Origin of the sequence: Collinsella sp. LCP19S3_D3 (assembly GCF_052121455.1) — a bacterium.
Classification (GTDB): Bacteria; Actinomycetota; Coriobacteriia; order Coriobacteriales; family Coriobacteriaceae; genus Collinsella.
In genome coordinates this window covers 1-13,749 of the sequence record NZ_JBQKEF010000027.1, presented here as the reverse complement: position 1 = coordinate 13,749, position 13,749 = coordinate 1, and the positions used below count along the sequence as shown (strand labels likewise).

Below are 13,749 nucleotides of genomic sequence, written 5' to 3'. Positions count from 1 at the left end.
GATGGCGTAGCGGCGGTCGTGGCCGGGGCGGTCGGCGACCCAGTCGAAGTCCTCGGGGTCGCGGCCCATGGCCTCGAGGATCATGCGCAGGACGGTGATGTTGTTCTTCTCCCCGTCGGCGCCGATGAGGTAGGTCTCCCCCGTGCGGCCCTTGGTCAGGATGTCCCAGACGGCCGAGGAGTGGTCCTCGGTGTGGATCCAGTCGCGGACGTTCTCGCCCTTACCGTAGAGCTTGGGGCGCACGCCGTCGATGATGTTCGTGATCTGCCTGGGGATGAACTTCTCCACGTGCTGGTAGGGGCCGTAGTTGTTGGAGCAGTTGGAGATCGTGGTGCGAAGGCCGTAGGTGCGGGTCCAGGCGCGCACGAGCATGTCGGAGGACGCCTTGGTGCTCGAGTACGGAGAACTCGGCTTGTACGGCGTCTCCTCGGTGAACTTCGCCGGGTCGTCGAGCGCCAGGTCGCCGTAGACCTCGTCGGTGGAGACGTGGTGGTAGCGGATGCCGTACTTGCGGACGGCCTCAAGCAGGCGGAAGGTTCCCTCGACGTTGGTGCGCAGGAACGGCTCCGGGTCGGCGATGGAGTTGTCGTTGTGGCTTTCGGCGGCGTAGTGCACAATCGCGTCGTGGCCCAGGACCAGCCTGTCCAGCAGCTCCGCGTCGCAGATGTCGCCGACGACGAGCTCCACGCGGTCGGAGGGCAGCCCGGCGATGTTCTCGGGGTTGCCGGCGTAGGTCAGCTTGTCCAGGACGGTGACGTGGACGTCAGGGTGGTTGTCGACCACGTAGTGGACGAAGTTGCTGCCGATGAAGCCGCAGCCGCCCGTGACGATGATGTTCTTGGGCTCGAAGAGCTCTACAGACATGTTTCTATCTCCCATTGAATCGGATTAGTACTCGCGCGGGCTGTTGACGATCTCGCCGGCGGCGACCTTCTTGAGGTGCCGCCCGTAGACCGACTTGCCGTAGGCCTCGGCGGCCTGCTTGAGCCCCTCGGTCGTGATCCAGCCGTTCTCCCAGGCGATCTCCTCGGGCACGGACACGGGAAGGTCCTGGGAGTGCTCGACGGCGCGGACGAACTCCGCCGCCTCGTGCAGGCTCTCCATGGTGCCGGTGTCGAGCCACGCGTAGCCGCGGCCCAGGGTCACCACCGACAGCGTCACCTCCCCCAGGTACATCTGGTTGAGCGTGGTGATCTCGAGCTCGCCGCGGGCCGAGGGCTTAACCTCATGCGCCTTGGCGGCCACGTCGCCCGGGTAGAAGTACAGGCCGGTGACGGCGTAGGAGCTCTTGGGGCACTCGGGCTTCTCCTCGATGGAGACGGCCCTGCCCTGCGCATCGAACTCGACGACGCCGAAGCGCTCGGGGTCGTCCACGTGGTAGCCGAAGACCGTGGCGCGGCCCGACTCGGCGTTCTGGACGGCGCGCGTCAGGTGGCGCGACAGGCCGTTGCCGTAGAAGATGTTGTCGCCGAGCACGAGCGCGCACGGCTCGCCGGCGATGAAGTCCTCGCCGATGGTGAAGGCCTGCGCGAGACCGTCCGGGCTCGGCTGCTCGGCGTAGGAGAGGTTCACACCGTAGCGCGAGCCGTCCCCGAGCAGGCGCTCGAAGTTGGGGAGGTCCGTCGGCGTGGAGATGACCAGGATGTCGCGGATGCCCGCCAGCATGAGGGTGGACAGCGGGTAGTAGATCATGGGCTTGTCGTAGACCGGCAGCAGCTGCTTGGAGGTCACGAGCGTGAGCGGGTACAGGCGAGTGCCGGACCCGCCGGCGAGGATGATGCCCTTCATAATTTCCTTTCTGAATAAACTTAGTGCTCGCTTGGAACCACATCGGAATCCAAGTTCAACATGGCAGCCGAAGTCTTTGTATAAAAGTTTTGAAACAAGCGGTCCCACTTAGAATCGAGCATGAGGCTGAACAGCGAGCGACGAAGACCGTCGACAATCGTGCAAGTAAGGTAAATGCCAAGAATTATCAGCATCGCAAAAGCGAAATTCACAGGTGACGACACGGCAAGTCCCAGGTCCAAATTACCGCACCAAAGAGCGACTTGCGAAGCCCCATAGTCGGTTATCAAATAAACCGCGAATGCTCCCGCCGCAACCCAATCAATCATACGACTGTGAAATGTTTTTTGTTTGAAAAGAGCAAATAGCCCAAAGCCGACAAGAATACATGGCAGCCTGACGGCATCCGTCACAAAATTATTGTACTTTACGCCGATTTGATATCCTCCGAACTGCCACGCGACCATCGACAATACGACGTATATCGAAATAATAATCATGCCGGCAAAAATCATCGTCCAAGGACACAAAGACCTTTTGCCCTTAAGATACCAGCGGTAGGCAGAAATTAGAATGTACAAGTAGATAAAGCTGAAGACCTGACCGACCATAGGCGCCCCGGGAATTAGGGAGATTCCGGCGTAAAGAAAAAGCAACACGAGGCAGAGAGAAAGATGACTCTCTCTGCCCATTCCTCTCAGGCCCTTCTCCAAGAATGGAAGAAAACATAGAAAGATAGCGTAGGCGGTTGGATACCACCAGAGTGAAAAAACGAGGGGGAAAAGGCTGTGGAGTGCAAGCATCGGCCCGAAATGCTGCCTATCGAAAAGGAAATAAAGTAAAGCCAACATTATGCCGTAGAAAAGGAGCACCTTCTCCAGCGCCCAGACACGAAGTAGGCAACCGCGAACGGTCTGTCTGTGATCAAGGAAATACCAGGCAGAGATGGTGAAGAAGATAACTACACCGATTTTTCCGCCGCTCTCGAAAAAAAGCTGTAACAGGAATCGAGGCATCCCTAGAGGCATAGTCGTGTAATCGAATTCGTTGTGAACCACAAAATGCGAAAGAAGAATCATAAACATCGATAAGATTCGCAGTAGCTCGATTGAGGAGTTTCTGCGCGATCCCATCGACCCCCCCCCGAGGTGCTTAACATATAATTCCTGGTTTATTCCCTCTTCAATAATCTCTTGTCGCATTACTCGCCGCCTTTCTAAAAACCGACTTCAGCGCACCAGTTCCTAACGAGATTCTCCCAGGTGAAGTCTTCTACAGTGTCTGCAGCGGTATGACACATCTTTCTAAGCTCTTCCTCGGTAAGCGCATCGAGATCAGAAAGCCGCTTGGATACAGCATCCGAAGAGCATTCACACCAAAAACCCCAATCTGGATTGCCAAGCATCGCTTTCAGCTCGATATTGGGAGTCACAATTACGGGAGTTCCTAGCGACATCGCCTCAACAATCGATGATGCGCCGACCCAGCTATCGGAAACGGTTACAAGAGCCCTTGCAGAAGCAATGAGCCCGTAATACAGATTACGATCCGCGTCGATATCTTTCCGCAGGAATCCATGGTAGGTAATGCTCTCTCCGCCGGGACCACTTTCCATCCCAATCACATCGAGCCCCAACTCAAAACCGGGATGCGAGGAGTTGAATGCCTCAAGCCCCTGTACGACTACACGAAGGCTCGATAGATAGGCAGGCTTTCCGATGAATAAAAGCCGTCGTGAATCAAACCGTTCGAAGTTTGCCCTTGCTCCCTCGTCGACAATATTCGCAGGTAATCCATAATAGCAGACCTTAGCTTTAGGACTAGATTCTCGGATAAACTCGGCAGATCGTGGAAATAATGAGACAACCAGATTAGCGTCAGAAAGAGCCTCACTCTGACGTTCAATGAGCTTATTCTCGGAAGCAGTTGGAGTACGATGCTGATGCTCCCGGATCGCATAGTCAATTGTCCAATCACAGAAAAGCACAGTTTCGTAACCAGCAAGCCTCGGAGCAGGATTGCTGAAATCGAAACTTAGGAGGACGCCGCCCCCCCCTAGCAACGTGTTTTTCGAATTTCCGCATCTTTTGAGTCAAGAGGCGACGCCTAAAACTAGTCCGGTCAAAGCTACAAAAGGGTCCCAAAAGCGGTATAGCGATACGATTCCAGCATTTCACAAGCACGGACAAGACTAACCCCGAGCCAACTTGACTCATATCGAACGTGTGTATTTCCACGCTGGGACACATGCGTTTGAAAGTAGTCAGGAACATATACGGAACATTGGACCAGGTGCTCGCATCCCACGCGTCGCCATTGCTGAAAACAATAAGTTGCTTTTGGTCGTTCAAAATCTCCTCCTTCATACCAACGACACTGCAAGCGAATTCATCGGCCAAAAAGAATTTTTAAACAAGGTTTCTCGTGATAAAGGACCCAATCACAGACCAACTTCACAAAAACCATGCTGCAGAAAACAAAGAGGCCCTTTGCCGCCAAAGCCAGAAATACGTTTTCGAATCCCCAAGAGATGGACGAAGCGGAGACGATGACCGCCAGGCAACCAATAATATCGGGTACCAAATACGAGAAAAACTTGAAAAGGCTAATGTGGAGACAGTATTTTGCACATAAATAGATTGGGGCGATCATTTCGAGGTTGTACGCAACGGTGACGCATATGGCAAGCGATTGGACAGACCCGAGCGCTCCGCCGATGCAAATCATTCCAACCGACACCACCGTGTTAATCGCCGTGGAACGCATAAGGAGATCGGCGCGCCCGCAGGCGGACAGCAAAGCGCCGAACGATCCGTTTAATCCCCTCGAATAGACGGCGAACGCGAGCATGCTAAGCAACGGTATGGCTGGCACCCATTGTTCCCCAAACATGATTACGATCAACTCGGATGCGCAAACATGCATGGCGACCGTACAGAAAGCGCTGATAAAGGACAGCTTACGGAAAATACCAACGAAACGTTGCCTGAGCACGTTCACATCGTCCCTAAGCGGTGCGAGGAAAGGCAGAATCGTGTCGGTAATCGGAGACGCAAGTATGTTCAGTGGATAGGCATACAGGCTACAGGCCTTGTTGTAATAGCCTAGCTCAGCTGAACCGAAGAGCTTGCCCACAATAAGCGAATCGAGGTTGTATGCCAGCCATCCAATCAGGCTCGCGCCCAAGTTGTAGGCTGAGAAGCTCCCCACTTTAGCCAAAACGCCCCTAAGGCTGCCGACTGATAGCCTGAGATGGGCGCCTCTGAGGTTCCAAACCAAAACAAAAAGGGCTGTCAGTACCGAGTTTGCTACGATAGAGAAGGCCCCGAAGCGGAGAAAGGCCAGAAGGACCGCAATGGCACCGACGACCAGCGTGCAGATAACGAGACGCGCGGCAATCAGGTTAAACTTGCGCTCCTTGATAAGAACGCCGTTTGGGACCATGTTCAACGAGTTGAAAAGCACGGCCAAAGACATGAAGCACCCGAGCGGCACATATTCGGCGTCATCGTAGAACCAAGCCACGCCCACACAAAGCAAGCAGAATGCCGCAGTGAGGACAAGACCGATTATGAGCCCCAGGAAAAGGAGGCGGTCGTATTCCGACTCGTCAAGGTCGCGGGACTGCGCGATAGCGGTGGAAACCCCCGCGTCCGCAAGGATGTTAAAGACTCCAGAAAACGCGGTAAGAATAGCGACCGTACCAAACTGCTCAGGCGTAAGCAGGCGCGCAAGCACCATGGTCACAACGAGTTGCATAACGACGTTAACCATCTTAGAGCCAAGCTGGGCGATCGAAGCCGCTTTAATTGACTTTGCTGGAGCATTGAGATCAATCTTCATGGAATTCTTTTTCACCAAACCCCCGGAGACATATATCCTTCTGCCAGCTCAAGGCAATAACCAAAGTTGTCATAACCTCCCAGTCCTCAACACACCACCACCAGGCGAAATTAGCGGCAGGTAGCACAAGGAAAAGGAAAAAACCGATTATGACGGGAGAGAAGTGATCTTTCCTGCATCTGAGCCCGCACCACAAACAGGACAGGAGCGCGAGAATGACGACAGAAACGCCGAGATTCCCGTAAACATAGCGGAATGCATAGACGCCGTTGTCGCTTAAAAGGTAACCGTGCTGAAACCCTGCCATGTCAGTCGCTGGCGTATAGAGGTCGCTCGGATAGCCACATCCGAGCGCGACACCCCAGGGGGTTGTACTCAATACCATGTCATAATAGTCACGACCAGCTTCACGAATTGAGGTCGTATCCTCACTGCCGCCTATCTGCCCGTTTAGAAAGCTAGAGGCAATCTGTCCGAAATAATCTGATTGCAGAAAAACAATCAGCGCAAGGCTGGCAAAGCAGAGCAGTAGCACCCTGGCACGAGCGTTTCCCTTTGCAAGTAGGAATATGACTGAGATGGCAACCAGATAAACAATGAGCTCAAGGCGTCCCTTGCTGACGAACAGAATCACCCCGAGGGCGAGCAGGGTCGGAACAGCGGGCCTCCAGTTGTCGCAGCGTAAACAGCACCAGAGCCCCAGCAGTCCCGAGGTCGTGCTCAAAGCACTGTCGATATACAGCCTCAGCCCACCATACTTCACGCCGCCCTGAACGTGAATGAACGTAAACGATGAACCTACGGCTGCCTGTACAAGGTATAGCAGAGAGGCAATCGACCCGAGCAGGAGACCCCCCCTCAGGAGCCTATCGGAATCAACAAGTCCAGCCTTAAAGGGCCTTCTCAGTAGAATGGCCGAGAGCAGACAAATCATAAAGGACCTTTGGGGGATAAGCCCCCGCTCGAAAGGCTGACCTGTAAGGAGCTCGCATCGATAAGAGGAAAAGAAACACAGCCCGATGAGCACGGCGAAAAAAAAGCCTTGCCAAACGCTAGTCTTGGTCCCAGGAACCCTCAAAGACTTCCAGTATAGAACGACTGACAAGACAAGTAGAAGAAGCTGCCAAAGAAGGTTGACGTTAAGCACTCCGGCGATATTGATGGCAGCGGCATCTACAAGGCCAAAGAAGTTCTCCGCGATAACAACGGAAAGCAAGATGAGATCCGAGCAGCGTGCGGGCACGTTCTCAAAGAAGCCCAAGGTTAAACATTTCGTGTTGTAAATTGTTCTCATACTCGTTTCATGTTCATAGGGTTATGAGCAGGGATTCGTATCGCTATCATTGCCAGAAATCACCGTTTCGTTGCTGTATCTGAATGCGTCATGGAGCAACCAGCCCAGAACAATTACCAGCTCATTGATCATCTCGACCCAACATAGCGGAAAAGACAGCAGTGGCGAATAATAGGTTCTGGCAAGATACTGACGAGACTTGTAGCCGATACGAGCCGAAGAAAGCCTCGACTTGAGCGATCTCGCACGGACCGCATTTGGCGAGTGGTTGTGATAATAAGTCTGGCTCTTGTCCACCAGAAGACGCAAGCCAGCCGCTTTGCACTTCTTACCAAGAATGTTCTCCTCGTTGTAAAGGAAGACCCCTTCATCAAGAAGGCCAACCTCAGAGAACTTCCCTGCCTTAGCGATGAAAAAGCAACCGACAATGCAATCAACGGAAAATACACCGGGAGCGATCTCGCGGGCATTATCACGACGCTCACTGCGGCGAAGGAGACAATGGTTGGCGACAACCTCCCAAGGCGTGGGCAGGCTCCAGCTTGACGGCCAAATAGAATCACCCTCAAGATGATTGATCGGTTGACCGCCAACAGCCAAAACATTGTCCGAAGACCAAAGGAGATCCAATAAAGCTAGCAGCATCTTCTCATCGGGGATGAGCACATCAGGATTCATTACGGCCACGCTGTCAGACCCGTAGCGCTCCATTGCATATCGTATGCCGCAATTGTTTCCGGCGCTATATCCCCTGTTTACATCAGTCTGTATAACATCGACCCTCTGGCTGTCTTTATAACGTTCCTTTAAGGCGACGAAGGAACCATCAGGCGAGCAGTTATCGACGATAACCACCTGCAAGGGAAACTCGAAAGACAGTAGCTTGTCGACACATACCTGCGCATCCTCGGCTGAGTTATAAACGAGAACGATTATAGAAAGACTACGGCTCATTCCACATCTCCCTTCAGAGGTAAGACGACTGCAACAGGCAGACCAAGGAGCGCAAAAGGCTTATTATCTGCTTGGCGGAGGAGCATCGGAATCGTTTTACCCCCAAGTCGTCCATAACGCATATAATTCACTGCCGACCTAATCTTCATACTAAGAGGAGCGTGCGAGCCGATAGTGAAGTTATCTATGAAAGACCTTCCGAGAGGACTTTTGAGAAAGACAGCACGGACATTTGTAGTAAGTCCATCAGCGAGATAGTCGCCGCAGTAAGACGGCTTGTTAAACCATCGAAACTTAAGCCCCTCCTCGGAGATGGACTGCCAAAAGTAGTACTCCGAAACGAATCTCTCACCCTCAAACCAAGGGAACGGGTATTTCCTAACCAGACTGGTCCTCACGACCTCAGCTCGATCGCCCGGCATTCTAAACTTCACGCGGTAATCTTGAGAAGTTGCATCGATATACTCCCTAGAGAACCGCTCGAGCACCTGAGAATCAACATCCTTCAGGCTCAACCCTTGGCCAATAATCCAGGAACCGTCTGCCCTCGCGCGAACACCAGAAACCCCAGCAAATCGAGCATCTCCCGAGATTTGGGACAAATAGCCCTTGTTTATCTCAATCGAGTCCGGAGGGAGGTAATCATCGGAATCCACGATGAAGAACCATTCCCCGTTTGCCTCAATCGCACCTCGGTTGATAGCCACGTGCTTCCCAAAATTTTCCTGGCGAACATAACGAAGGGGAAAACGTGCCTCCTTTGCAAACTCTTCGCACAGCTTAGCTGTTCCATCGGTCGAGCCGTCATCTACGATAAGCCACTCGAAGTCGCTGCATGTTTTCCTCTGCAAAGACCCGAACAGCCTAGGCAGGGTATAAGCCCTGTTGTAACTAGGGGTAAATACCGTAATCAACGGTCGTCCTTTCGATATTTCAGGAATGTCAGAGCTCGAGCAACCTTGCGAGCTATGAAGTCCCCCACATAGGGTGCCCATTTATTAATAAAACCGACACGAAACTGCTCATTTGCAGGGAGCCAACTTGCCGAGCTGATATGGGTGGAGTAAGTGTTTTCCGTGCATTTGAAGCCCCCGAAGTCGAGTTTTGGACAGAAATACTCGCTCGGATAGACCCTAAAACCGTCGTACTCCCACAGGGCGTCCACACCCCACTGATAGCCATGGCGCTCAAGAACCTCACCAAATATTTGATTAACGGTATGGGAATACAGGAACTCGATGGAATCCTCGAAATCAAGATTATGGTAAGAATCAAGAACTTCACCGAGTAAGTCGCAGTGAGCCCTGGCCGAGAGCACTAGGCCGGGGCTCACTGCGTGCGACTCAAAGTCGCACGCAGTGAACCCCGACGCTTTCACAAGCGGATCTATCGACTTCAAGAGCTCGCTGCCAATATCCATATAGGTACCGCCGTGATCGTAGACGACTTTGAATCTCACGTAGTCGCTTACGAAGGCCCATTTTCCGGCTTTGTAAGCATCTCTAGCATAAGGACACTCGTAAATATCAAAATTCGACTCATCCCATCGAATAATTTGATAATCAGGCATAAGCTCATGCCAGCGATCAACAGTCGCCAAAGCTTTCCGGGGCACAGGTTTACCGCCAAACCAACAATAATGAAGCACCTTGGGCGTGTGATTATCTCCACTCATATATTGAGCCGCGATCCAATGATCTTGGCAGGCACCCCTCCCGCAACTGTATATGGGGGCAAGTCCTTGGTAACAACCGCTCCAGCAGCGACAATGCAACCGTTGCCGATATGCACTCCAGGCATCACCATCACGCGTCGACCCAACCAGACGTCATCGCCGATGTAAATAGGATTCATTTCCGTTTCGCCTTGTTGGCTCATCGGGATGTCTGTACGTGAGGTCTCATGATTACGGGTATAAAAAACGCATTCGGCAGCCATCATCACATGGTCGCCGATGTGCACCTCCCCGTGCAGCTCACAGTCCTTGCCGATACCTGAGGCATCGCCTATTGTCACACTTGACGAGAAGGTCGCGCCGCGCTCGATATTAATGCCTTTTCCGACGTTCTCACAAATTCTGTGAGCGAAGAAGTTTCTCAGACGCATAGCGTGCTTGCAGTAACAACTCTGAGGGAGCAGCTTCGCCGTACCTGCATATGCGATGCGCCACATGTTTTTAACCGCCGAATTCATCTATTCGCCGTTTTCCTAGCGAGTTTCTCATACAACATAGAAAGTCTCTCGATGCTATTAGCCGGGGCAAAATCGTCCATCACCTTCAGCCTCGCCGCCCTTCCAATTTCCTCAATAGCCTCTCGATTCTCGAGAAGAGAGACGATTGCGCCCCCGATACTCTCGTAATCAAGGGGGTCGACAAGAATGCCGTCTCTCCCATCATCTACAACCTGGGGAACGCCGCCCACACGCGTCGCAATACAGGCACGCCCATAACCCATTGCCTCGAGCAGAGCCATGGGCATGCCCTCGTTCCTGGACGGCTGACAATAGATGGGACAACCCCTCAGGAGGCAATCCTTCTCTTGGTCGGCAACCCAGCCAACGAATTCGCAAGAATCAAGGACGCCAAGTTCCTCTGCAAGAACGCGGTAGGGCCGAGCGTCCCCGTCACCGGCAAAGAAGAAACGACATGCAGGGTGATACTTGACAACCTCAGGAATAGCCTTAACGAGGATATCCGGACCCTTGACATCGGTCATATGGCCCAGGAACAAGACCTTTTCCTCTCGACCAAGCACTGGAGTGTCAACCGGCGCAGGGACCGAATTATGCAGAACGAGCAACTTCGACGGATCGCATACGTTCGCAGCAAAGAAGTTCTTCCACTCCTCTGAAAGAACTATCGCAACATCCGCAAGCTCATATAGATCGCGGGTTTTTCTAGCAAAATCGTCTCCGCCCTCCCGATAGAGTTCCGCAAGAACACCTCTATGCTCATGGATAACGACGGGCTTTCCAGCACTCTTAGCAGCCTTCGCGAACAAGGACTTTCGTATTGGGCTAACGCCAGCGCCGATATGAAGATGGACGACATCGCAGCCAGTCAGGGCTTTACGGAACCTGGCATAAGCACTGATTCCTGCCAACACCTTCGCGACAACGCTGCCAGGTCTAGTAGTCTCAATGTACTCAAAATCGCAAACATCACGAATACCGGCATTGATGTATCCGTTGACCACGGAAGCCATGCCGCCTCTAGAATCAAGCGAGGGACCCAACATGATGACAGCAGGCCGCTTCTTGCCCGTCATGCACTCACTCCTAGTATTTTGGCTGGGACTCCGACAGCAGTGGCGCCCGCGGGAACGTCGCTCAGCACGACGGCACCCGCTCCAATCTTAGCGCCGCTCCCGACTTTAATGGGGCCAAGAAGAGTTGCCCCGGCGCCGATAACGACGTCATCGCCTATCAATGGCACCTTTTCGGAGCCGTCTTCCAGCGCCCCGATGGTTACATGCTGATATAACATGCAACGGTCCCCGATAGTCGCATACTCGGAGATGACGACACCGAGACCATTGTGCTGAAAAATGCAACCCTCGCCGATCTGCGCTCGGCTGCCAATGTGACAAGCGAAAAGAAACTGGTCGAGGTGGCGCAACACGGCACCGAGAGGCCAAAGGATTTTAGGACCGCTTGCACAGGCATGCGCAGCTTTATATATATTCAAGCATTCGTTCATGTCGTTATCCAGTCAGCACGTCCGCGAGGCGTTCGCTCGCATGCCCATCACCATAGGGGTTCGATGCATGGCTCATAGCCTCGTACTCGGCCTGATCGCAGAGCAGGCGGCTGAACTCACGGTAGATTACGTCCTCCTCTGTACCGACGAGCTTCAGCGTGCCGGCTGCCACGCCCTCGGGGCGCTCAGTGGTGTCGCGCATGACGAGCACCGGCTTACCCAGGCTCGGGGCCTCCTCCTGGATGCCGCCCGAGTCGGTGAGGATGAGGTGGCTCGCCGCCATGAAGTTGTGGAAATCGAGGACCTCGAGCGGGTCGATGATGTGCAGGCGGTCGAAGCCGTTGAGCTCCTCGTGTGCCGCCTTGCGAACGAGCGGGTTCATGTGGATGGGGTAGATCGCCTTGGTGTCCGAATGCTCCTCCATCACGCGGCGGATGGCGCGGAACATGCGATGCATGGGCTCTCCCAGGTTCTCGCGGCGGTGCGCCGTGATGAGGATGAGGCGGGAGCCCTCCGCCCACGCGAGCTCGGGGTGTGAATAGCCCTCGCGCACGGTGGTGCGCAAGGCGTCGATGCCGGTGTTGCCGGTGACCCAGATCTTGGAATCGGGTTTGCCCTCTCCGAGTAGGTTCTGCTTACTGGCCTCCGTGGGGGCGAAGTAGTACTCGCTCACGATGTCGACCGCCTGGCGGTTGAACTCCTCCGGCCAGGGGCTGTAGATGTCGTGCGTGCGCAGGCCGGCCTCGACGTGGCCCACGGGGATCTGCAGGTAGAAGCAGGCGAGCGCGGCTGCGAAGCTGGTCGTAGTGTCGCCGTGAACCAGGACCACTTCGGGCCTCTCGTCCTCGAGGACGGCCTTGAGCTTGAGCAGCACGTCGCACGTCACGTCGAACAGCGTCTGGCCCGGCTTCATGATCGCCAGGTCGTGGTCGGGAGTCACGTCGAAGACACGCAGCACCTGGTCGAGCATCTCACGGTGCTGGCCGGTCACGGTCACGACGGTCTCGAACTCATCCCTGCGCGCCTTCAGCTCGTTGACGAGCGGGCACATCTTGATTGCCTCCGGGCGGGTGCCGAAGACGAGCATTACCTTCTTTTTAGACATTGGCCTTGCTCCTCTTTAACTCCTTGCGAAGAAGTAAATAGAAACGGATGTTACCGACTAGATAGCGCTTCGCCAGGCGCTTGGGTTCCTGCATCATGCGGAAGAGCCACTCCAGATTCACACGCCGCATCCACATTGGGGCACGCGGGATGTTGCCCGACACCACATCGAACGAACCGCCCACTCCCACGAACGCACCCTTGGCGCCAAGCTCACGGAATCGCTCGATCAGGCGCTCTTTTTTGGGCGAGGTGATGCCCACGAACACGATATCGGGTTTTTTTTGCTCAACCTCGGCGACGACATCGTCGAAATCAACGTCACTGAAGTAACCGTCCCGGTAGCCAGCGATAGTCATACCGGGATACCTCTCGACTAGTACCTCGGCAGTCTTGGCGACAACATCGGCCTTAGCGCCCAGCAGGTATACCTTGTGGCCCTCGCGCTCCGCCAGCCCGCACAGTTCCCACATGAGATCGATGCCGGCAACGCGACCGGGAAGGTCAATGCCCAGCTTCTTGGAAGCCATGACCATGGAGGCGCCGTCCGCGTTCACGATCTCGCAACGGCGCACGCAAGAGTCCATCTCAGGATCATCACGCATCTGCAGTAGCTTGTCGGCATTCACGCCAATTAGGTGGGCAAAGCACCCCTGCTTGATGAGAGCGTCGGTCGCCGAAACAGTCTGCTCCATCGTCCAAGGGTCCACGGGGGCGCCCAGGACTTCGACTCGCTCGGGGAGGTTAACCACTGAACGAGTACCTTCGTAATACCCTAATGTATCTTTAGTAAGCGCCATTTCCGCTGATAACCTCAATTACTGTGAGTAGGATAATCTTCAAATCGAACATAATGCCTCGTTTGGCGATGTATTCCAGGTCGCGGCGGACCATCCCGTCGAAACCCGTCGAGTTGCGCTCGGTAACCTGCCACCAGCCAGTAATGCCTGGTTTAACGGCCAGGCGCTGCAGGTCGTACTCGGTGTACTCCGCAACCTCGTTGGGCAGAGGCGGGCGCGGGCCCACGACGGACATCTGGCCCAGGAACACGTTGACGAACTGTGGG

15 protein-coding genes are annotated in these 13,749 nt (G+C 54.4%); all 15 read right to left on the bottom strand.

Annotated elements, in window-relative coordinates:
- A partial coding sequence (rfbB, locus tag ACTQXM_RS08430; RefSeq protein ID WP_441537583.1) for a dTDP-glucose 4,6-dehydratase occupies positions 1-864 on the bottom strand: 864 nt, incomplete at its 3' end.
- A gap of 24 nt (positions 865-888) precedes the next feature.
- Entirely contained in the window at positions 889-1,788 is a 900-nt protein-coding gene (rfbA, locus tag ACTQXM_RS08425; RefSeq protein WP_441537582.1) for a glucose-1-phosphate thymidylyltransferase RfbA, read from the bottom strand.
- A 20-nt stretch (positions 1,789-1,808) separates the two neighbouring features.
- On the bottom strand, positions 1,809-2,990 hold the full coding sequence (locus ACTQXM_RS08420; RefSeq protein ID WP_441537581.1) for an acyltransferase family protein: 1,182 nt from the start codon (positions 2,988-2,990) through the stop codon (positions 1,809-1,811).
- A gap of 14 nt (positions 2,991-3,004) precedes the next feature.
- Positions 3,005-3,775 carry a hypothetical protein gene (locus tag ACTQXM_RS08415; protein WP_441537580.1) on the bottom strand — a complete coding sequence of 257 codons (771 nt, stop codon included), beginning with the start codon at positions 3,773-3,775 and terminating at the stop codon, positions 3,005-3,007.
- A 401-nt stretch (positions 3,776-4,176) separates the two neighbouring features.
- On the bottom strand, positions 4,177-5,631 hold the full coding sequence (locus tag ACTQXM_RS08410) for a lipopolysaccharide biosynthesis protein (protein WP_441537579.1): 1,455 nt from the start codon (positions 5,629-5,631) through the stop codon (positions 4,177-4,179).
- Entirely contained in the window at positions 5,621-6,925 is a 1,305-nt protein-coding gene (locus tag ACTQXM_RS08405; protein WP_441537578.1) for a hypothetical protein, read from the bottom strand. Before ACTQXM_RS08405 ends, ACTQXM_RS08410 begins: the two co-directional genes overlap by 11 nt.
- Before the next feature lie 21 nt (positions 6,926-6,946).
- The gene (locus tag ACTQXM_RS08400) at positions 6,947-7,879 is read right to left on the bottom strand and encodes a glycosyltransferase family 2 protein (protein ID WP_441537577.1); all 933 of its coding nucleotides are present in this window, start codon (positions 7,877-7,879) and stop codon (positions 6,947-6,949) included.
- Positions 7,876-8,793 carry a glycosyltransferase family 2 protein gene (locus ACTQXM_RS08395; protein ID WP_441537576.1) on the bottom strand — a complete coding sequence of 306 codons (918 nt, stop codon included), beginning with the start codon at positions 8,791-8,793 and terminating at the stop codon, positions 7,876-7,878. Before ACTQXM_RS08395 ends, ACTQXM_RS08400 begins: the two co-directional genes overlap by 4 nt.
- Entirely contained in the window at positions 8,790-9,554 is a 765-nt protein-coding gene (locus tag ACTQXM_RS08390; RefSeq protein WP_441537575.1) for a glycosyltransferase family 32 protein, read from the bottom strand. The genes ACTQXM_RS08395 and ACTQXM_RS08390 overlap by 4 nt, the downstream gene beginning before the upstream one ends.
- A complete protein-coding gene (locus ACTQXM_RS08385; RefSeq protein ID WP_441537574.1) occupies positions 9,551-10,072 on the bottom strand; it encodes an acyltransferase in 522 nt (173 codons plus the stop codon). Before ACTQXM_RS08385 ends, ACTQXM_RS08390 begins: the two co-directional genes overlap by 4 nt.
- Positions 10,069-11,148 (bottom strand): glycosyltransferase family 4 protein, encoded by a 1,080-nt coding sequence (locus tag ACTQXM_RS08380; protein ID WP_441537573.1) that lies wholly within the window; start codon positions 11,146-11,148, stop codon positions 10,069-10,071. The genes ACTQXM_RS08385 and ACTQXM_RS08380 overlap by 4 nt, the downstream gene beginning before the upstream one ends.
- The gene (locus ACTQXM_RS08375; RefSeq protein ID WP_441537584.1) at positions 11,145-11,366 is read right to left on the bottom strand and encodes a serine O-acetyltransferase; all 222 of its coding nucleotides are present in this window, start codon (positions 11,364-11,366) and stop codon (positions 11,145-11,147) included. Before ACTQXM_RS08375 ends, ACTQXM_RS08380 begins: the two co-directional genes overlap by 4 nt.
- Before the next feature lie 217 nt (positions 11,367-11,583).
- Positions 11,584-12,684 (bottom strand): non-hydrolyzing UDP-N-acetylglucosamine 2-epimerase, encoded by a 1,101-nt coding sequence (wecB, locus tag ACTQXM_RS08370; RefSeq protein ID WP_441536079.1) that lies wholly within the window; start codon positions 12,682-12,684, stop codon positions 11,584-11,586.
- Positions 12,677-13,378, bottom strand: coding sequence for a WecB/TagA/CpsF family glycosyltransferase (locus ACTQXM_RS08365; RefSeq protein ID WP_441547642.1), 702 nt, complete (start codon positions 13,376-13,378; stop codon positions 12,677-12,679). The genes wecB and ACTQXM_RS08365 overlap by 8 nt, the downstream gene beginning before the upstream one ends.
- 91 nt (positions 13,379-13,469) lie before the next feature.
- On the bottom strand, positions 13,470-13,749 hold a 280-nt coding region (locus tag ACTQXM_RS08360; protein WP_441537571.1), incomplete at its 5' end, for a sugar transferase.

Coding starts and splice junctions, on each gene's coding strand:
- ACTQXM_RS08390 (WP_441537575.1), bottom strand. CDS start 9,554: ATGAGTGGAGATAATCACACGCCCAAGGTGCTTCATTATTGTTGGTTT.
- ACTQXM_RS08410 (WP_441537579.1), bottom strand. CDS start 5,631: ATGAAGATTGATCTCAATGCTCCAGCAAAGTCAATTAAAGCGGCTTCG.
- ACTQXM_RS08380 (WP_441537573.1), bottom strand. CDS start 11,148: ATGACGGGCAAGAAGCGGCCTGCTGTCATCATGTTGGGTCCCTCGCTT.
- ACTQXM_RS08400 (WP_441537577.1), bottom strand. CDS start 7,879: ATGAGCCGTAGTCTTTCTATAATCGTTCTCGTTTATAACTCAGCCGAG.
- ACTQXM_RS08420 (WP_441537581.1), bottom strand. CDS start 2,990: ATGCGACAAGAGATTATTGAAGAGGGAATAAACCAGGAATTATATGTT.
- ACTQXM_RS08405 (WP_441537578.1), bottom strand. CDS start 6,925: ATGAGAACAATTTACAACACGAAATGTTTAACCTTGGGCTTCTTTGAG.
- wecB (WP_441536079.1), bottom strand. CDS start 12,684: ATGTCTAAAAAGAAGGTAATGCTCGTCTTCGGCACCCGCCCGGAGGCA.
- rfbA (WP_441537582.1), bottom strand. CDS start 1,788: ATGAAGGGCATCATCCTCGCCGGCGGGTCCGGCACTCGCCTGTACCCG.
- ACTQXM_RS08365 (WP_441547642.1), bottom strand. CDS start 13,378: ATGGAGCAGACTGTTTCGGCGACCGACGCTCTCATCAAGCAGGGGTGC.
- ACTQXM_RS08375 (WP_441537584.1), bottom strand. CDS start 11,366: ATGTTATATCAGCATGTAACCATCGGGGCGCTGGAAGACGGCTCCGAA.
- ACTQXM_RS08385 (WP_441537574.1), bottom strand. CDS start 10,072: ATGAATTCGGCGGTTAAAAACATGTGGCGCATCGCATATGCAGGTACG.